Here is an 18,210-nt window from a genome sequence, read left to right as displayed (position 1 = left end):
ATCCTGATTCGCAAGCCCCGCCTCGGCTCCGTCCGGTTGCCCCGCGACGCCCATCACGACCGCGAATTCACGACCATGTGACCCGCGTCAGCGGATCACGACGGCGTCAGGCGAGGAGACGTCGTACTCCGTGACGGTGTCGGCCGGCCGCGCGGCCATGACGGTCTCGAGAACGCGGGCCTTCATCGCCGATTCCTCCGCACTCCCCCACACCACGCGGGAGGACGAGGTCAAGGTCAACGTCACGTCGAAGGCCGACGTCGCACTCACGGCCGTCACCTGGTCGCCGATCGAGGCCGGAAGCGCCCGCATCACCCTGCCGACGGCCGCGAACGCATCGCCGTCGACCCCGCCGCGGACATCGAGGACCGGCTCGCCGGCCGGCGGTTCCGTGCTGGCGGCGAGGACGACCCCCGCGGCATCGACGACGGAGTACCCCGAGGCCGACGCGATCGCGCCGATGGGCGTGCGTTCGACGATCCGGACGACGAGCTCGTGCGGCGGCCGCGCCTCGAGGGTGTAGCTCTGCACGAACGGGAAGTCCGAGAGCGTGTCCTGGATGGCCGCTTCGTCGACGAGCGGAAGCGGCGTGCCCAGCTGCGAAGCCAGCGCCGCCTCGACACCGCCGGCGTCGAGCTGGACCGCTCCGACGACCCGCACACGTTCGACGGCGAAGAGCGGACTGTACGCGACGGCGGCGGTCACCCCCGCCACGACGAGGATCGCGCCGATCGCCGACACCCACAGCGCCCGCCGGCGGCGCTGTCGCACGGTGAAACGCCGGACTTCTGCGCGCAGCGCCTTCCTCCGGGCCCGCGACGCGCGCCACACCGCCAGCAGGCCGACCGGCTGCTCCACCGGCTCGATGTCGTCGGCGGGTGGGGCGTCCGGCCCGGCGCCCGACGCTCCCCGCGCCGCGCCGTCGGGCTCCGATCCGGGCCCCTCGCCGGCGTCCTGTCCGCCGGAACGTCCCCGTGCTCTCCCGCGCGAGCCCGGCGCGGAACCGACGGCGGTCGGGAGCGGGAGGATGACCCCCGAGCCCTCGTCACCGTCGACCGTGTCGTCCGCCGTCGCCGCAGACCCGCGCCGCGCCGGCGCGGCCGGCGGCGGGAGGGGGGACGGCCGACGGACCACCGGATCAGCCTTCGACGGCGGCGGTATCGGTGTCGCTGAAGACAGGAGTGTCGCTGGAGACCGCGGGAACGGGGGCGCCCGGACGGATGCGGGTCAGCGCCTCGAGGATCTGCGGGACGATGAGGTTCACGTTCCCGCAGCCGAGGGTGATGACGTAGTCGCCCGGTCGCGCGACCGCCGCGGCGTGGTCCGCAGCACGCTGCCAGTCGGCGACGAAGCGCACCCGATCGGGATCGGAGAAGGCGTGGGCGACGAGATCGCCCGTGACGCCGGGGACGGGATCCTCCCTCGCGCCGTACACGTCGAGGACCACGGTGTGGTCGGCATGGCGTTCGAGCACTTCGGCGAACTCCCGGTACATGTGCTGCGTCCGCGAGTAGGTGTGGGGCTGGTGGACGGCGATGATGCGACCGTCGCCGATGACGCTCCGAGCGCCGGCGAGGGCAGCGGCGACCTCGGTCGGGTGGTGGGCGTAGTCGTCGTAGACGCTCACCCCGCGCTCGATGCCGTGCAGTTCGAACCGCCGGTCGGTTCCGGCGAAGCCGGTGACCGCGTCGGCCGCGGAGCCGAGCGGGAAGCCGAGGCCGACGAGCGCGGCCACCGCGCCCGCGGCGTTGACGGCATTGTGCACACCCGGGATCTGCAGGCGGACCTCGACCGTCTCGCCCTCATGCGTCAGTCGGAAGCCGACGGGCCCGTGCGCGTCGATGTCGCTCAGGCGCACGTCGGCCTCGGCGCCGAGGCCGAACGTGATCACGCGAGGGTGAGCGAGCAGCGCCGCGACCTCTTTCGCGCCGGGGTCGTCAGCGGAGATCACCACCGCCTCGCGCGCCTCGCCGCCGAACCGGGCGAAGGCCTCGACGAAGGCCTCGGCGGATCCGTAGTGGTCGAGGTGGTCGGGGTCGACGTTGGTGATGAGGGCGACCGAGGTGTCGTAGAGGAGGAACGTGCCGTCGGATTCATCTGCTTCGATGACGAACAGGTCGTCCGCACCCGTTCCGCTGGAGACGCCGAGCTGCGCGATGACACCGCCGTTGACGAAGGTGGGGTCTGCACCCAGAGCCTGCAGCGAGGTGACGATCATGCCCGTCGAGGTGGTCTTCCCGTGCGCACCTGCGACGGAGATCAGTCGGCGCGCGCCGATGAGCCAGTGCAGCGCCTGCGAACGGTGGATGACGGCGAGACCGCGCTCTTTCGCCGTGACGTACTCGGGGTTCTCCGGCCAGATGGCTCCCGTGTGCACGACCGTGTCGGCGTCGCCGAGGTGCGCGGCGTCATGGCCGACGTGCACCGTCGCACCGAGCGCCGCAAGAGCCCGAAGGGACGGGCTGTCGGCTCGGTCGGAGCCGGACACCCGGATTCCTCGAGCCAGGAACATCCGGGCCAGTCCCGACATCCCGGATCCTCCGATGCCGATGAAGTGGGCGGCGCGGATGTCATCCGGAATCGGCAGAGACAGGTCAGGTCTGATCATGGCCCGTCAATCCTAGATCGGCCTCCTGCGCACCCCCTCCCGGCGCGCTGAGGTCACCGGGCGCGGGCGAGCGCCTCGTCGATGAGGGCGAGGACCGCCTCACTTCCCGAGCGCGAGCCGACGGATGCCGCGGCGCGGCGCATCGCCTCCAGGCGCGCCGGCTCCGCGAGGAGCGGGATGACCTCGCGACGCACCCGCTCGGCGGTGAAGTCCGCATCCAGGATCAGTGCCGCCGCCCCGGCGGCGACGGCTGATGCCGCGTTGAGCGCCTGTTCGCCGTTTCCGACCGCATAGGGCACGTAGACCGCGGGGATGCCGAGCGCGCTGATCTCGCTGACGGTCGCTGCTCCGGCGCGGGAGACCACCGCGTCGGCCAGCGCGAACGCGAGATCCATCCGATCGATGTAGCGGCGCACAGAGTACCCGGCGACGCCCGGATCGGGGGTGGTGCTTCGCTCCCCCGTGACGTGCAGCAGCTGCCAGCCGGCATCGAGCACGTCCCGCCAGGCTGCGCCGCCGTCTTCCCCGAAGGCCTCGTTCAGGCGCTGCGCGCCGAGCGACCCGCCGAACACCAGCAGCACGGGCCGCGCCGGGTCGAGACCGAACACCGCCGCAGCCTCGCCGCGCCGCGCGCCGGCGTCGAGGTCGACGATCTCCCGGCGCAGCGGCATCCCGACGACCCGGGCCCCGCGCAAGCGCGTCCCCGGGAAGGCGACACCCACCGCCGCCGCGCGTCGCGCCCCGAGCACGTTGGCAAGCCCCGGCCGCGCGTTGGCCTCGTGAACGACGGTCGGGATGCGCTCGCGCCGGGCCGCGACGTAACCCGGCGCCGCGGCGTATCCGCCGAAGCCGACGACGACCTCGACCCCCCGATCGCGCAGGTGACGCCGCACCTGCGCGACTGCCCGCCCGAATCGCTGCGGGAACATCGCGGCGGCGCGATCAGGACGCCGGGGGAAGGGCACCTTGTCGACGAACAGCAGCTCGTAGCCGCGTTCGGGGACGAGTCGGGCTTCCAGACCCTCTCGCGTACCGAGGACGAGCACCTCGGCGTCGGGCTCCCGCGCGCGGAGAGCGTCGGCGACCGCCAGCAGCGGATTGACGTGCCCGGCGGTGCCGCCGCCGGCCAGGAGGTAGGTCGTCACCCGACGACACTAACCGCCCGTCTGGGTGGGAGCGAACGCGCGAAGGACAGCAGCACGCCCGACGCCACGAGCACCGAGACGAGCGACGTCCCGCCCTGCGACATGAACGGCAGCGGCACCCCGAGCACAGGGAAGACACGCAGGACCACGCCGATGTTGATCAGTGCCTGACCGACGATCCAGACCGTGATGCCGCCGGCCACGATGCGGACGAACGGGTCGTCGGTACGCCGGATGACGTGGAAGGCGCCCACGGCGTAGAGGGCGATGAGGCCGAGCACCACGGCGCATCCGATGAGGCCGAGCTCCTCGCCCACGATGGCGAAGATGTAGTCGTTGGCCGCGGCGGGGAGCCAGTCGTACTTCTCTTTCGAGTTCCCGAGCCCGAGGCCGAAGACACCGCCCCCGGCCAGGCCCCACATGCCGTGGAGGGGCTGATAGCAGTCGTTGAAGTAGTCCTCGAGGCAGTTGGGATTGAGGAAGCTGAGGAAGCGCCGCATGCGGTCGGGGCTCGTCACAGCGAGCACGGCGACCGCCGCTGCCGCGGCGATGGCGGGAAGGATGAAGATGCGCAGCCGAACGCCCGAGAAGAACAGCGCCCCGAGCACGAGGAGCACGAGGATCATCGCCGTGCCGAGATCGCGGCCGGCGAGCACCGTCGCGATGGCGAGGCCCGCGACCGGGACGAGCGGGATGTAGACGTGCCGCCACATCGCCAGCAGTGTGCGCTTGCGGTAGAGGACGTACCCCACCCACAGGGCCAGCGCGAGCTTGAGGAACTCCGAGGGCTGCGCCTGGAACCCGGCGAGCGTGATCCAGTTGCGGTTTCCGTCCGCGCCGTGGCCGAGGGGTGTGAAGACCAAGAGCTGGAAGGCGACCGCTCCGATGAGGGCGGGCCACGCGATCCGTTTCCAGAACGTGATCGGCAGGCGACTGGCGATGAACATCAGGGGGACGCCGATGACCGCGAACACCGCCTGCTTCATCGCGGCATCCCAGGGGGCCTGGCCTGCGGCGGTGGAGGTGGCGGAGGTGGCGGAGAGCACCATCACCAGACCGAAGATCGTCAGCAGCAGCGCCGTGGAGGCGATGAGGAGGAATTCGCTCGGCACCGGGGCGAAGACCCTGCCGAGCGACACGCGGGCCGCGAGTCCACGCCGTTCGTCGACGTCAGGCGTGCGTGCCGTGCGGGGGGTGCGGGTCTGCGTCGTCGTCACCGTCATCCCCCATCTCGATCCACCGCTGCACGGCGGCAGCGAACTTCCTTCCGCGGTCGGCGTAGGACGAGAACTGGTCGAACGACGCCGCGGCGGGGGCGAGGAGGACCACATCCCCGTCACGGGCGACCTGCGCGGCCAATTCGACCGCCTGCGCCATGACGTCCTCAGTCTCGCCGCGGGTGACCTCGTAGACGGGGACGTCCGGCGCGTGTCGCGAGAACGCCGCGATGACCGTGGCCCGGTCCTCACCGATGACGACGGCGGCGCGCACCTTCCCTGCGACCTGGGCGACGAGCGGGGCGATCTCCACGCCCTTCAGCAGTCCCCCGACGATCCAGATCGCCCCGGGGAAGGCCGAGAGCGACGACGCCGCGGCGTGCGGGTTGGTGGCCTTCGAGTCATCCACCCAGACGATCCCGCGGTGGGACGCGACGACCTCGATGCGGTGAGGGTCGAGCCGGAACCCGCGGAGCGCGTCGCGGATCGCCGCCGGGGCGACATCCAGCGCCCGGGCCAGGGCCGCAGCGGCGAGGATGTTCGCCACCATGTGCGGTGCGGCGAGGCCGCGCTCGGCGAGTTCGGCGACCGTCGTCAGCTCCAGGGCGCTGGTGCGGCGATCGTCGAGGAAGGCACGGTCGACGAGGATCCCGTCGACGACGCCGAGGTCGCTCGGCCCCGGAACGCCCAGGTCGAACCCGATGGCGCGTGCGCCCTCGACGACCTCCGCCTCCTCCACCATGGTGCGGGTCGCGACATCCGACTTGTTGTAGACGCACGCGACGCGGGTGTTGTCGTACACGTGCGCCTTCGCATCGCGGTACGCCTCGAACGAACCGTGCCATTCCAGGTGGTCCTCAGCGAGATTCAGGCACACGCTGCCGTGCGGTGAGACGCGCGACGGACCGGTCTGGCGTCCGAGGTACCAGAGCTGATGGCTGGAGAGCTCGACGACGAGGACGTCGAAGCCGCCGGGGTCGCGGACGGCGTCGAGCACGGGAGTGCCGATGTTGCCGACCGGGGCTGCCCGCAGCCCGCCCGCGACGAGCATCTCGGCGACGAGGCGCGTCGTGGTCGTCTTGCCGTTGGTCCCGGTCACCAGGACCCAGTCGGCGGGTCTGCCGTCCTGGCGGACCACCTTGTCGCGCACACGCCACGCCAGTTCGATGTCGCCCCACAGGGCGATGCCCTCGTCTGCGCACCACGCGATGACGGGGTGGTTCGGAGAGAAGCCCGGCGAGGCGATGACGACCTCGGGCGCGAAGGCGCGCAGCGCCCCGGGAACCGTGCCGAGGGGCCCGATCACGGCGTCGACGCCGATGACGGGAAGGAGCCTCTCGTATTCGGGCTCGGCCGCCTCGGAGAAGACCCGCACCTCCGCGCCGAGTTCGGCGAGGGTGTCGGCGGCGGCGAAGCCCGTCACCGACAGTCCCAGGACTGCGACGCGCAGCCCCGACCAGTCCGCGTGCCAGCTCGTGAGGCCGTCCAGACGCGTCATGTCTGCGAGAGCCATTCGACGTAGAAGAACCCGACACCCGAGACCGCGAGGAGCCCGGCGATGATCCACATCCGCACCACGATGGTGATCTCCGACCACCCGCGCATCTCGAGGTGATGGTGCAGGGGACTCATGAGGAACAGCCGTTTGCCGCGCGTCACCTTGAAGTACACGCGCTGGAGGATGACCGATCCCGAGGCGATCACGTAGACACCGGCGACGAGCACCATGAGCAGTTCGGTGCGGGTCAGGATCGCCATCGCGGCGAGGACGCCCCCGATCGCCATCGATCCGACATCGCCCATGAAGACCTGCGCCTTCGGCGCGTTCCACCAGAGGAAGCCGACCAGCGCCCCGACGAAGGCGGCGGAGACGATCGCGAGGTCGAACGGGTCCCTCGTGGCGTAGCAGGCCGAGAGCCCGCCCGGACTCAACTCCCCGCCGCCGAAGCAGGCCTGATTGAACTGCCAGAAGGCGATGAGGCTGTAGGCGCCCACGACGAAGATGCCGGCTCCCGCAGCCAGACCGTCCAGCCCGTCGCTGACGTTGACCGAGTTGGATGCGGCGACACCGATGAACGAGATCCAGGCCAGGTACAGCAACCAGCCGAGGATGGGACCGAGGGCGAAGAACCACAGCACCTGGACGTCGCGGAACACCGAGATGTAGGGCGACGCGGGCGTTTCGTTGTAGATGTTGGGGAAGTTCAGCGCGACGATGCCGAACGGCACCGCGACGATGACCTGACCCACGATCTTCCGCCACCCGCTCAGGCCGAGACTGCGCTGACTGCGGACCTTCATGAAGTCGTCGATGAAGCCGACGGTGCCGAACCCGACCATCATCCACAGCACCAGAAGACCCGACACGGTGGGTGGGTTGTTCCCCGCCACACCGCCGACGAGATAGCCGATGATGGTGCCGGCGATGAAGATCGTCCCGCCCATGGTGGGCGTGCCGCGCTTCTCGCCATGGCTGGGGTTGCGGATGTCGTCGGGTGTGCGGATCACCTGACCCCAGCCCCACTTGCGGAACAGGCGCAGGAACACCGGGGTGAGAAAGAGCGTGAAGGCCAGCGAGATCGCCGCGGCGGTCAGGAGGGATCTCACGAGAAGAATTCTCCCAGTCGGTCGCCGAGGAACCTCAGGCCCGCGGAATTGGATGACTTCACCAGCACCCGGTCGCCGTCGCGCAGTTCACCGGTGAGGTAGTCGTAGGCCTCGTCGGCGGTGGCGAAGAACACCGCCTCACCGTCCCACGACCCCTCGCCCACGGCGGCGAGGAAGAGGCGGCGGGCCTCCGGGCCGATCACGACGATGCGCTGGATGCCCAGGCGCACGGCCTGAAGTCCGATGCGGTCATGCTCCTCGCCGGCATACTCCCCCAGCTCGCTCATCGCACCGAGGACGGCGACCATGCGCTCACCGGGTCCGGTGATCTGGGCGAGCGTCCGCAGGGCCGCGGACATCGAATCGGGGCTGGCGTTGTAGGCGTCGTTGATGATGCGGACACGCGCGGACCCCAGCGGCTGCATGCGCCACCGCTCGGCGAGTTCCACCGTCTCCAGCCGGGCGACGGCATTCGCGAGCGACACACCGAGGGCGGTCGCGGCGGCGATGGCGGCGAGGGCGTTCATGACGTGGTGCTCGCCGAGCACACGCAGCCGCAGCGACGCGGACACGTCGTCGACGAAGACCGTGCACGAGGTGCCGTCGGCGGTCACCTCGACATCTTCGGCCCGCACCTCGGCGGCGCCCCCTCGGCCGAACCAGCGCACCGCGGCTGGTCTCTCCGCGGCGATCGGGGCCATCTGGACAACGCGCGGATCATCGGCGTTCAGGACGGCCACACCACCGGGCCGCAGTGCCTGGACGAGTTCGGACTTGGCACGGAACGTGCCCTCGATTCCGCCGAAACCGCCGGCGTGGGCCATGCCGACCATGAGGACGACCGAGATGTCGGGGTGGACGAGACCGGCGAGGGCCGCGATCGCCCCCGGACCGCTCGCACCGAATTCGCTCACGAGGTAGCGGGTGTCCTCGGTCACGCGGAGCATCGTCAGCGGAGCCCCGACCTCGTTGTTGTACGAGGCGCGAGGGGCGATGGTCTCGCCCTCATCCTGAAGGATGCGCGCCAGGAGGTTCTTCGTCGTGGTCTTGCCGTTGGAGCCGGTGATCCCGATGACCTTCAGCGCGCCACGGGAGCGCACCCGCGCGACGACCTCCCGCGCGAGATCGGCGAGGGCCTGCACCACGTCGGGAACGACGATCTGGGTGATGGGCTCGTCGACCGGCCGCTCGACGATCGCGAGCACCGCACCGGCCCGATGGGCCGCCGGGACGAACAGATGACCGTCGGTGGTCTCACCGGGCTTGGCGACGAAGATGTCGCCCGGCCCGATGGCGCGGGAGTCGGTGTCGACGGCCCCGGAGACCTCGGTGTCGACGGTGTCGTCACCGACGAGCAGAAGGTCTCCGCCGAGTGTCAGGGCGATGTGGTGCAGGGAAAGGGAGATCATGTGTCAAAAGGGAGATCGTCAGCCGAACTTCGGCAGGACAGGCGGTTCCGTCGTGGACGGCATGACCCGGTAGGTCTTGAGCACCTGCGTCATCGCCTGCTGGAATGCCGCGGCGTTGGCCACAGAAGACTTTACCTTGGTGGGCTCGTCGAGCGTCACGGCGACGACGTACTGCGGGTCGTCCGCGGGCGCGAATCCGATCATCGTGGTGAAGTACGCGCCGCTCTTGTACCCGCCCGTCACGGGGTCGGACTTCTCACCCGTGCCGGTCTTGACGGCGATGCGATAGCCCGGCACCGCGATCTCGTCGGCGTAGTTGGCCTGCAGGGCGACGTTCTCGAGGATCTGCTGCACCTGGGTCGCGGTGTCTTCGCTCACCACGCGGACCGGATCGGGCGTGTCGGGGGTGGTCACGGTTCCGTCGGCTGCGGTGCAGCTCTCCACGAGCGTCAGGGGGACACGCTCTCCGTCGTTGGCGATCGCCCCGTAGGCCCCCACGAGTTCGGGGAGGGTCGTGGTGAGGCCCTGGCCGTAGGTGGTGTTGTAGACCGTCTGGTTGTCCCACTCGGACGCCGGTCGCAGCAGACCCGTCTGCTCGCCGGGGAAATCCACCGCGCTCCCCTCGCCGACGCCGAAGCGCTGCAGGTACTCGTAGCGCGTCTGGGAGTCGACGGTCTCGCTGATGCGGGAGATGGCCGCGTTGGAGGAGTCGATGAGGACGCCGGTGAGGGTGTAGTTGTAGGCCGGGTGGACGAAGGAGTCCCGCACGCGCGCACCGTTGGCGAAGGTCTCGGTGCTGGCGGCGACCACCGTCGACTGGGCGTTCTGTCCCCCGGCATCGATCACCGTGGCGGCCGTGAGGGCTTTGAACGTCGACCCGGGTTCGAACCAGTCGGTGAAGATCCGGCTCCTACGGTCGTCGTCGGGGGAGGCCGCGACGTTGTTGGGGTCGACGGCGGGGAACTCCGCCGCCGCGCGGATCTTGCCGGTGCCGACCTCGGTGACCATGATCGACCCGCTCAGAGCCCCCATGTCCTGCACCTGCTCGGCGATCAGCTGCATGAGGTACCACTGCAGGTCCCGGTCGATGGTCAACTCCAGGGTGCCGCCGTCGACAGCGGGATCCTCGACCTCGGTGCCGGGGATGATCACGCCGTCCTTGCCGCGCTGGAAGCGGAGCTGCCCGTCTGTGGCGGTGAGACAGCCGTCCTGGCTGAGCTCGAGTCCCGCGAGGGGCACCTCGTCGGTGCCCATGAACCCGATGAGGTTTCCCGCGACCGCGCCGTCCGGGTAGGTCCGAGCGGGATGCTGCTCGAAGGTCAGGTAGGGCAGCTTCAGGTCGGCCAACGCCCGGTACTGCTCGGTGGAGATCCCTCGCTGGATGAACTCGTACTGGTCGGCGGGATCGGCGGCCAGGGCCGACGCGACGATCCGCTGGATGTCGTCGGCCTCCTGTCCGGTGACGGACCCGATGAGACCCGACGCCTCGGGCCACGTCAGTGTGGATTCGACATCGTCGTCGTCCGCCCTGGTGATGTCGCCGGTGTTCTTGGGATCGATCACCACGTCGTAGCGCAGGATGCTGCCGGCGAGGGTGTTGCCGGCGGTGTCGACGATCGCCCCTCGCGAGCCGTGGAGATCGCGGGATCCGCTGAACGCCCACTCCATCGAGTCTTCGATGTGCTCGTCGGCGTTGACCACCTGGATGTCGACGAGGCGGACGATGAAGCCGACGAGGACCGCCAGGACGACGGCCAGCGCGACCACCGTGCGGCGGCGTGGACTGCGGCTTGCTCGGGTGGTCATTGCTCTCAGTGTGTGGCGGGGGTCGGCAGAGTGTCGGCTACCGGCGGCGGCGTGTCGGTGAGCCCGTCCCCGGTGCTGGCCACCGGGGCCCCCTGGATGGTGGCGTCCGGTTCGGTCACCAGCGGCCGGTCGGCGATGAGGTTGTTCGCGACCGAGCCGCGTCCGAGCGCGTCGATCGAGACGCCGCCCTCCGCAGCGATCCCCGGGCCGAGCACGGCGCCGTCGCTCAGACGCAGGTAGTTCGGCGACTCCTCGATGACCATGCCGAGCGCCGCCGCGTTGGCCGCGAGGTACTGGGGCGAGCTGAGGCCTGCGACATCGTCGGAGAGCATCTGCCGCTGCCACTGCAGCTCGCTCTGCTGCTGGGTGAGGGACGAGATCTCGTAGGAGCTCTGGGTGGTGAGGATCGAGAGCATCATCTGCACCCCGGCGATGGCGAGGGCGGCCACCACGGCGACGATTCCGTAGGCCAGCCGTGGCCGGCGCCGCGCGCCGGGCACGGTCTGCTCGACCGGGCGCAGCCGGCGCTCCGTCGTCCGGTCGGGGGCTCCCGGACGCGCCGGCCGCGGCCCGGTGGGAGACGTCAGCGGTGCGGCGATCAGGGGTGCGCTCATGCCGCGGCCTCTCTCACTCGTTCGACGGCACGCAGCCGTACCGGGGTGGCGCGGGGGTTGTGCGCCTTCTCGTCGGCATCCGCCTGCTCTGCTCCGCGGACCAGGAGCCGGAAGCGGGGGGCGTGCTCGGGGAGCTCGACCGGGAGCCCGCGCGGGGAGGTGGATGCCACGGCGTCGGCGAAGACGCGTTTGACCAGCCGGTCCTCCAAGGACTGGTAGGACAGCACCACCATGCGCCCGCCGACGACCAACCGATCGAGAGCGGCGGGGATCGCCGCTTCGAGGGCGGCCAGTTCGCCGTTGACCTCGATCCGCAGCGCCTGGAACACCCGCTTGGCCGGGTGGCCGCTCCGCTGCGCGGCATACGGGGTGGCGCGGGTGAGGATGTCGACGAGCTGTCCGGAGCGCTCGATGGGTGCATCCGCCCGTGCGGCCACGATGGCCCGGGCGTAGCGGCCGGCGAGCTTCTCCTCGCCGTAGCGTTCGAAGATCCGCCGCAGCTGACCTTCGCTGAAAGTGGCGACCACGTCTGCGGCCGTGACCCCGGTCGACTGGTCCATCCTCATGTCGAGGGGGGCGTCGCGCGAATACGCGAAACCGCGGTCGACCTCATCCAGTTGGAGCGAAGAGACGCCGAGGTCGAACAGGATGCCGTGAACGGCGTCGACCCCGAGGCTCTCGAGCGCGGCGTCGATGCCGTCGTAGACCGTGTGGACCAGGTCGACCCGGTCACCGAAGGGTGCGAGGCGTTCCTCGGCGATCCGAAGCGCGTCGCGGTCGCGATCGAGTCCGATGAGGTGGAGGTGGGGGAACCGTTCGAGGAACGCCTCGCTGTGTCCTCCCATGCCGAGCGTGGCGTCGACGAAGACCGCTCCGGGCGCTTCGAGCGCAGGGCCGAGCAGCTCGAGACAGCGCTCGAGCAGGACCGGGGTGTGGATGTCGCGAAGGTTCATGATCGTGGGGCCGGTCCCCCGGCTCTGATCCCCATCCGCTTCGACCTGGCGCCGGGGAAGTGCGACAGGGCGGCAGCGGCTGGGAGTCACAGCCGGGGGCGTCAGAACAGGCCGGGGATCACCTCCTGCTCCATCTCCGAGTAGCTGTCTTCGTTGGCGAGGGCGTAGGCGTTCCAGGCCTCGGCGTCCCAGATCTCGGCGTGGGCGCCGACACCGGTGACCACGAGGTCCTTGCCCAGTCCCGCGTAGGCGCGCAGCGGCGGCGGGATGGTGATGCGGTTCTGGCCGTCGGGCTTCTCGGCGCTCGCCCCCGACAGGAACATCCGGAGGAAGTCGCGCGCCTGCTTGTTGCTCAGCGGCGCCTCGCGGATGCGGTCGTGCACGCGCTCGAACTCGCTTTCGCTGAAGACGTAGAGGCAACGCTCCTGGCCACGGGTGATGACGATGCCGGCGCCGAGATCGTCGCGGAACTTGGCGGGCAGGATGACCCGACCCTTGTCGTCGAGCTTGGGAGTGTGCGTACCCAGCAGCATCGGCACACCACCCCCTTCTTCGTCCGGCCTTCGAAGATGCTCGCCACTTTACTCCACTTTCCTCCACTTTGATACCCTGCGCAGCTGTCCACCCGCGATTTTCCGCGCATTCGAGCGCGCTGGTGACCACCCTTTTCCTGCACCGGACGCAAAAAAGAGCACCGACCCGAAGGTCGGTGCTCTGGAAGTGGATGCCGGCAGTCAGCCGGTGATCATCGCTCGCCCTGTCGGCGATCCCAGCGATCGTTCATGCGGTCCATGAAGGAACCGCCGGCGGCGGCGCGCCCGGGGTTCGTCTTCACCGGACGAGGCGCGGTCTTCGGGGCGCCCCGCGCAGGCGTCACGGCGAGGATGACACCGCCCAGCATCACCACGAACGCGATCACCCCGACGACGATGAGCTTCAGCGCCACACCGGCGATCAGGCCGCCCAGGCCCAGCAGCACGAGGATCGTGCCGTACACGATGTTGCGATAGCTGAGGGCGCGCCCTTCACGCGCGCTGACCACGTCGGCGTCGTTGCGCATGAGATGACGTTCCATCTCATCGAGCAGACGCTGCTCCTGTTCGGAGAGTGGCATGGGTCCCCCTCTGGATCCGGTTGGACGATTCTACGCGTCCCGCTGATTACTAGGCTAGGGCCGTGTCATCTTCCGCGGGCGCCGTAGAGGCTGTTTCTCAGCGACTGAACAACTTCCTTGCACGTCAGCGTGCCCAGGCGAAGGAGCTCGGCGACGAGGCGGCGATGATCATCGACGCCGCCGCCGACGCCCTGACCGGCGGCAAGCGCTTGCGGGGACGCTTCCTCATCGCCGGTTGGCGGGCGGTGCACGAGGCGCAGTCGCGCGCCGGCGACCCACCCGCGCCCGTGATCGGCGCCGCCGCGGCGCTGGAGGTCTTCCACGCCGCGGCCCTCGTGCACGACGACGTCATCGACAATTCCGACACCCGCCGCGGCCGACCCTCCGCGCATCGTGCACTCGAGGCGCGCCATCGCGCTTCGGGCTGGCGCGGCGACGCCGCGGCGTTCGGCCGTTCCGGCGCCATCCTGCTCGGCGACCTCCTGGTCGCGTGGAGCGACGATCTCTTCGAGGAATCCCTCGCCGAGATGGATCGGGCGCAGGATGCCGCGGCCGCGACCGCGCGGGAGGAATACGCCCGCATGCGTCGTGAGGTCACGGTCGGACAGTTCCTCGACATCGCCGAGGAGTCCGCCTTCCGTGTCGCGCCCGATGAGGAGCACGCCGAGCGCGCCCTGCGGGTGGCGTCGTTCAAGTCGGCGCGCTACAGCATCCAGCAGCCGCTCGTCATCGGCGCCGCCCTCGCGGGGGGCTCCGACGCCCAGCGCGCCGCCCTCGCCGCCTTCGGCCACCCCCTCGGCATGGCATTCCAGCTGCGCGACGACGTGCTCGGCGTCTTCGGCGACTCCGCCGAGACCGGCAAGCCCGCCGGTGACGACCTGCGCGAGGGGAAGCGCACGGTGCTCATCGCCTACGCCCGCGAGGGCATCGGCGCCTCGGCACGACAGATCGTCGATGAACTCATCGGAGACCCCGACCTGGACGACGAGCAGATCGCATCGCTTCAGCGCACCATCATCGACAGCGGGGCCCTGAGCCGGGTCGAGACCCTCATCGAGGAGTACTCCTCGGAGGCCGGCCGGGCGCTGTCGGGGGCGGAGCTCGGTCACGCGGCCGTCAACGACCTGCGCGAGCTGGCACGCGCGGCGACCGTTCGCGTGGCCTGATCGCGCGCGCTCAGGCGAGGGTCTGAGCGACCCGCCTCACTTCGCTCTTGCGGCCGGCGCGCAGCGCCTCGATCGGCGCGACGCCGATCGACTCCTCCGGGTTCAGCAGCCAGTCGATGGCCTCGTCGTCGCTGAACCCGGCATCGCCGAGCACGATGACCGTCCCGCGGAGGGAACCGAGCGGCTTTCCGTCGACGATGAACACGGCCGGCACCGAGAGGGCCCCGTGTCGCCGAGAACCGATGAGCGCGCGGTCGTCGAGCAGACGACGAACGCGCCCGAGGGGAAGGTCGAGCGCCTCGACCAGTTCGGGAAGGGTGAGCCACTCGGTGGGTACAGGTGCGTCTTTCTCCGCCACGCAGCAACTATCTCATCTCGGACACATGAGGACATCCTCATGTTTCACATCCGTCACTTTCGTTGACAGTGGTTTACACGCGTGACACGGTAGCTGGCGGGGAGAATCCCCGTAGGGAGGACCGCCATGTCTCGCTCACGAACCGTCCGGCTCACCGCGGCCCGCCTCGGCCTTCCCGCAACCGCCCTCGGCGCCCTCGCGGTCGCGATGCTGCCGGCGCCCATCGCCTCTGCGAACGAGGCCGCTCCCCTGGCCCGCGAAGGCGCGGGGCGGATCTCGCTCGGCGGCGCCGTGTCGTCGACGGGTCGCGCACCCGCGATGGTGCCCGCCCACAGCGCCGGACCCGAGAGCGTCGTGGTCCAACCCGGAGACACGATCAGTGCGATCGCGGCCCGCCACGGACTCCGGACCACCGACGTCCTGGCTCTGAACGGACTGGGGTGGAGCAGCGTCATCCATCCGGGGCAGGTGATCCGTCTGACCGGCGCGCCCGCAGCTGCGGCAGCGCCCGCGGCTCCGGCGGCGCCCGCCGCGGCGACGGCGTACACCGTCGTGGCGGGCGATACGATCAGCGCGATCGCACGCCGTCATGGGGTGTCGACCCAGGCGGTGCTCGACGCGAACGCCCTGCAGACGTCGTCCATCATCTACCCTGGCCAGGCGATCGCGATCCCGTCGCCGACCGCGCCGGCGCCGGCCGCCGCCCCCGCGCCTGCGCCTGTCCTGGCGGCAGAGACCGTCACGCTGGACGACGAGCAGATCGGCAATGTGCGGACCATCATCGCCGTGGGGCGCGAACGGGGAGTCTCCGATCGCGGTATCGCCATCGCGCTCGGAACGGCGATGGTCGAGTCGTGGCTGCGCAACCTCGACTGGGGCGACAGGGATTCCCTGGGCCTGTTCCAGCAGCGACCCAGCACGGGGTGGGGAAGCGCCGACGAGGTCCGCGACCCGGTCCGGGCGACCGCGGCGTTCTTCGGGGGCCCCGCCGATCCCAACGGCCCGCGCACCCGTGGCCTGCTCGACATCCCCGGCTGGGAGTCGATGTCCTTCGCCGGCGCGGCGCAGGCCGTGCAGATCTCGGCGTTCCCGGATCGTTATGCGAAGTGGGAGGCGCCCGCCTACGCGTGGCTCGCGACCTACGGGTGATCCGTGTGGCTGCCGGGGTGAGCCGCTGCCCGGGCTCCCACCCCGCCGTCCGTAGACTCTGACCGTGAGCACGAGTCAGCAGGCCGACCCGCTGATCGGACGTCTCGTCGACGGCCGATACCGGGTCCGTGCGCGCATCGCGCGCGGGGGCATGGCGACCGTGTACGTGGCCACCGACCTGAGGCTCGAGCGCCGCATCGCCCTGAAAGTGATGCATGGCCACCTCAGCGACGACTCCGTCTTCCAGAGCCGCTTCATCCAGGAGGCCCGTGCCGCCGCGCGGCTGGCCGATCCGCACGTGGTCAACGTCTTCGACCAGGGCCAGGACGGCGACATGGCCTACCTCGTCATGGAGTACCTGCCGGGGATCACGCTGCGCGAGCTGATGCGCGAGCAGCGCCGCCTGACGATCCCGCAGACCATCACGATCATGGACGCCGTGCTCTCGGGCCTGGCCGCCGCACACCGCGCCGGCATCATCCACCGCGACGTCAAACCCGAGAACGTCCTCCTCGCCGAGGACGGTCGCATCAAGATCGGCGATTTCGGCCTCGCGCGTGCGGCGACGGCGAACACCGCCAGCGGGGCTCAGCTTCTCGGCACGATCGCCTACCTCGCCCCGGAGCTGGTCACGCGGGGGGTGGCCGACGCGCGCTCCGACATCTACGCCCTCGGCATCATGCTCTACGAGATGCTCGTGGGCGAGCAGCCCTACAAGGGCGAGCAGCCGATGCAGATCGCCTTCCAGCACGCCACCGACTCCGTGCCCCGCCCGAGCGCGAAGAACCCCGGCGTTCCCGAGCAGCTGGACGAACTCGTCCTGTGGTCGACCGAGAAGAACCCCGACGAGCGTCCGGTCGATGCCCGGGAGATGCTCGACAGACTGCGCGAGATCGAACGACAGCTGGGCGTCGCACCGCAGGTCACGAGGACCGCCGGTCGTGGCATCCCCGATGACGACGGCCTTCCCTCGGGTGAGCTCACCCAGGTGCTGCCCGCCTCGGCGACCGGACCCGCTGCCATCGTCAGCGACACCGACAACGCCGCGCGTCTGCGCCAGGTGACCCGCCGCCGAGCCGCGAGGGGGGGATGGCTGATCGCGCTGGTCGTGATCCTCGCAGCCCTCGCCGCGGGGACGGGTTGGTGGTTCGGGTCGGGTCCCGGGTCGCTCGTGGCCGTTCCGGATGTGCGCGGCGCCACCTTCGCCGAAGCCCAGACCAGGCTCGCCGAGCAGTCGCTGCGCGCAGAGGAACGCGGCGAGTACAGCGTCGACGTGGAGACGGGTCTCGTGATCGAGACCGATCCCCCGCCGGGGGCGCGGGTGGACAAGGATGCGCTCGTCACCGTCATCGTCTCCCTCGGGCCCGCCGAGGTCGCCCTCGGCCGGGTGATCGACCTCCCCGCCGAACAGGTGCGCGATCTGCTGGCGCAGAACGTCATCACCACGCGCGCAGACGCGGAGTTCTTCACCGAAGCGCCGGCGGGCACGGTGGTCGGCATGCGCATCCACCCCCGCGCGGGCGGCGACGACATCGACTGCGGCGAGGGCTGCACCGCGCGCCAGGCCGACGAGGCGACGCTGTTGATCTCGCGCGGCCCGGTGCCGAACGTTGCGGGCGACTCCGTCGACGCCGCCCGGTCGGAACTCGGGGGCGTGCAACTCACGGTCGCCGATCAGGTCATCGAGCAGAGCAGTGACACCTACGCCTCCGGCGAGGTCATCGGCATCGCCGATCGCGAAGGCGGCGGCTGGTGGCAGCCCGGAGACACCGTCACGCTGATCGTCTCCACCGGGCCTCCCCTGTTCGAGATCCCGAACGTGGTCGGTCAGACCCGCGATGGGGCCATCGCCGCCCTGGAGGACGCGGGATTCCAAGTGGACTACGCGGTCTTCTTCGCAGCCATCCCCGACTCGCTGACCGAGGTGGTCAGCATGGACCCCGGCGCCGGGGAGTTCGTCGTCCGCGGCACGCGAATCTACATCCAGCTCACCGTCACCGGCTGAGACCGCCACCGGTCGACACTCTCACCGGTCGACACCGCCGCCGACCGACGCCGGTGCCG

At 70.3% G+C, this 18,210-nt stretch carries 16 protein-coding genes; 3 read left to right on the top strand and 13 right to left on the bottom strand.

The window, feature by feature from the left end:
* Window positions 1–87: 87 nt before the first annotated feature.
* The 12 genes from V6S02_RS05120 to V6S02_RS05065 all read right to left on the bottom strand — a co-directional run bounded on the left by V6S02_RS05120 (window position 88) and on the right by V6S02_RS05065 (window position 13,473).
* Entirely contained in the window at window positions 88–1,134 is a 1,047-nt protein-coding gene (locus V6S02_RS05120) for an FtsQ-type POTRA domain-containing protein (RefSeq protein ID WP_336400105.1), read from the bottom strand.
* Between the two features lie 4 nt (window positions 1,135–1,138).
* On the bottom strand, window positions 1,139–2,608 hold the full coding sequence (gene murC, locus V6S02_RS05115; RefSeq protein ID WP_336400104.1) for a UDP-N-acetylmuramate--L-alanine ligase: 1,470 nt from the start codon (window positions 2,606–2,608) through the stop codon (window positions 1,139–1,141).
* Between the two features lie 53 nt (window positions 2,609–2,661).
* Window positions 2,662–3,753 (bottom strand): UDP-N-acetylglucosamine--N-acetylmuramyl-(pentapeptide) pyrophosphoryl-undecaprenol N-acetylglucosamine transferase, encoded by a 1,092-nt coding sequence (locus V6S02_RS05110; protein ID WP_336400103.1) that lies wholly within the window; start codon window positions 3,751–3,753, stop codon window positions 2,662–2,664.
* Complete coding sequence (ftsW, locus tag V6S02_RS05105) at window positions 3,750–4,976, bottom strand: putative lipid II flippase FtsW (RefSeq protein ID WP_336400102.1); 1,227 nt, start codon at window positions 4,974–4,976, stop codon at window positions 3,750–3,752. Before ftsW ends, V6S02_RS05110 begins: the two co-directional genes overlap by 4 nt.
* Window positions 4,924–6,483 carry a UDP-N-acetylmuramoyl-L-alanine--D-glutamate ligase gene (gene murD, locus V6S02_RS05100; protein WP_336400101.1) on the bottom strand — a complete coding sequence of 520 codons (1,560 nt, stop codon included), beginning with the start codon at window positions 6,481–6,483 and terminating at the stop codon, window positions 4,924–4,926. The genes ftsW and murD overlap by 53 nt, the downstream gene beginning before the upstream one ends.
* Window positions 6,465–7,577 (bottom strand): phospho-N-acetylmuramoyl-pentapeptide-transferase, encoded by a 1,113-nt coding sequence (mraY, locus tag V6S02_RS05095; RefSeq protein WP_124293012.1) that lies wholly within the window; start codon window positions 7,575–7,577, stop codon window positions 6,465–6,467. Before mraY ends, murD begins: the two co-directional genes overlap by 19 nt.
* Entirely contained in the window at window positions 7,574–8,986 is a 1,413-nt protein-coding gene (locus V6S02_RS05090; protein ID WP_336400100.1) for a UDP-N-acetylmuramoyl-tripeptide--D-alanyl-D-alanine ligase, read from the bottom strand. The genes mraY and V6S02_RS05090 overlap by 4 nt, the downstream gene beginning before the upstream one ends.
* Window positions 8,987–9,004: 18 nt before the next feature.
* The gene (locus tag V6S02_RS05085) at window positions 9,005–10,792 is read right to left on the bottom strand and encodes a peptidoglycan D,D-transpeptidase FtsI family protein (protein WP_336400099.1); all 1,788 of its coding nucleotides are present in this window, start codon (window positions 10,790–10,792) and stop codon (window positions 9,005–9,007) included.
* A gap of 5 nt (window positions 10,793–10,797) precedes the next feature.
* Window positions 10,798–11,406, bottom strand: coding sequence for a hypothetical protein (locus V6S02_RS05080; RefSeq protein ID WP_124293009.1), 609 nt, complete (start codon window positions 11,404–11,406; stop codon window positions 10,798–10,800).
* Window positions 11,403–12,359 carry a 16S rRNA (cytosine(1402)-N(4))-methyltransferase RsmH gene (rsmH, locus tag V6S02_RS05075; protein ID WP_124293008.1) on the bottom strand — a complete coding sequence of 319 codons (957 nt, stop codon included), beginning with the start codon at window positions 12,357–12,359 and terminating at the stop codon, window positions 11,403–11,405. Before rsmH ends, V6S02_RS05080 begins: the two co-directional genes overlap by 4 nt.
* 101 nt (window positions 12,360–12,460) lie before the next feature.
* A complete protein-coding gene (mraZ, locus tag V6S02_RS05070; protein WP_124294432.1) occupies window positions 12,461–12,892 on the bottom strand; it encodes a division/cell wall cluster transcriptional repressor MraZ in 432 nt (143 codons plus the stop codon).
* A 212-nt stretch (window positions 12,893–13,104) separates the two neighbouring features.
* On the bottom strand, window positions 13,105–13,473 hold the full coding sequence (locus V6S02_RS05065) for a DUF3040 domain-containing protein (protein WP_141938128.1): 369 nt from the start codon (window positions 13,471–13,473) through the stop codon (window positions 13,105–13,107).
* Window positions 13,474–13,535: 62 nt separating this feature from the next.
* Here V6S02_RS05065 and V6S02_RS05060 point away from each other — a divergent pair, with 62 nt between their 5' ends.
* A complete protein-coding gene (locus V6S02_RS05060) occupies window positions 13,536–14,639 on the top strand; it encodes a polyprenyl synthetase family protein (RefSeq protein WP_336400098.1) in 1,104 nt (367 codons plus the stop codon).
* A gap of 10 nt (window positions 14,640–14,649) precedes the next feature.
* Here the strand turns inward: V6S02_RS05060 and V6S02_RS05055 are convergent, their stop codons facing one another.
* Window positions 14,650–14,997 (bottom strand): Rv2175c family DNA-binding protein, encoded by a 348-nt coding sequence (locus tag V6S02_RS05055; RefSeq protein ID WP_124293005.1) that lies wholly within the window; start codon window positions 14,995–14,997, stop codon window positions 14,650–14,652.
* A gap of 126 nt (window positions 14,998–15,123) precedes the next feature.
* Here V6S02_RS05055 and V6S02_RS05050 point away from each other — a divergent pair, with 126 nt between their 5' ends.
* The gene (locus V6S02_RS05050; RefSeq protein ID WP_336400097.1) at window positions 15,124–16,146 is read left to right on the top strand and encodes a LysM peptidoglycan-binding domain-containing protein; all 1,023 of its coding nucleotides are present in this window, start codon (window positions 15,124–15,126) and stop codon (window positions 16,144–16,146) included.
* Window positions 16,147–16,210: 64 nt separating this feature from the next.
* On the top strand, window positions 16,211–18,151 hold the full coding sequence (gene pknB, locus V6S02_RS05045; RefSeq protein ID WP_336400096.1) for a Stk1 family PASTA domain-containing Ser/Thr kinase: 1,941 nt from the start codon (window positions 16,211–16,213) through the stop codon (window positions 18,149–18,151).
* Window positions 18,152–18,210: the final 59 nt, after the last annotated feature.

This window comes from Microbacterium sp. CCNWLW134, assembly GCF_037083565.1.
GTDB lineage: Bacteria > Actinomycetota > Actinomycetes > Actinomycetales > Microbacteriaceae > Microbacterium.
The sequence above is the reverse complement of the archived record's forward strand: the minus strand, read 5'-3'. Positions and strand labels throughout refer to the sequence as shown.

What these genes read in the sequence shown, in the direction of transcription:
- murC (WP_336400104.1), bottom strand. Translation starts at nt 2,608, where the DNA reads ATGATCAGACCTGACCTGTCTCTGCCGATTCCGGATGACATCCGCGCC.
- ftsW (WP_336400102.1), bottom strand. Translation starts at nt 4,976, where the DNA reads ATGACGGTGACGACGACGCAGACCCGCACCCCCCGCACGGCACGCACG.
- murD (WP_336400101.1), bottom strand. Translation starts at nt 6,483, where the DNA reads ATGGCTCTCGCAGACATGACGCGTCTGGACGGCCTCACGAGCTGGCAC.
- V6S02_RS05090 (WP_336400100.1), bottom strand. Translation starts at nt 8,986, where the DNA reads ATGATCTCCCTTTCCCTGCACCACATCGCCCTGACACTCGGCGGAGAC.
- V6S02_RS05085 (WP_336400099.1), bottom strand. Translation starts at nt 10,792, where the DNA reads ATGACCACCCGAGCAAGCCGCAGTCCACGCCGCCGCACGGTGGTCGCG.
- V6S02_RS05080 (WP_124293009.1), bottom strand. Translation starts at nt 11,406, where the DNA reads ATGAGCGCACCCCTGATCGCCGCACCGCTGACGTCTCCCACCGGGCCG.
- rsmH (WP_124293008.1), bottom strand. Translation starts at nt 12,359, where the DNA reads ATGAACCTTCGCGACATCCACACCCCGGTCCTGCTCGAGCGCTGTCTC.
- mraZ (WP_124294432.1), bottom strand. Translation starts at nt 12,892, where the DNA reads ATGCTGCTGGGTACGCACACTCCCAAGCTCGACGACAAGGGTCGGGTC.
- V6S02_RS05065 (WP_141938128.1), bottom strand. Translation starts at nt 13,473, where the DNA reads ATGCCACTCTCCGAACAGGAGCAGCGTCTGCTCGATGAGATGGAACGT.
- V6S02_RS05050 (WP_336400097.1), top strand. Translation starts at nt 15,124, where the DNA reads ATGTCTCGCTCACGAACCGTCCGGCTCACCGCGGCCCGCCTCGGCCTT.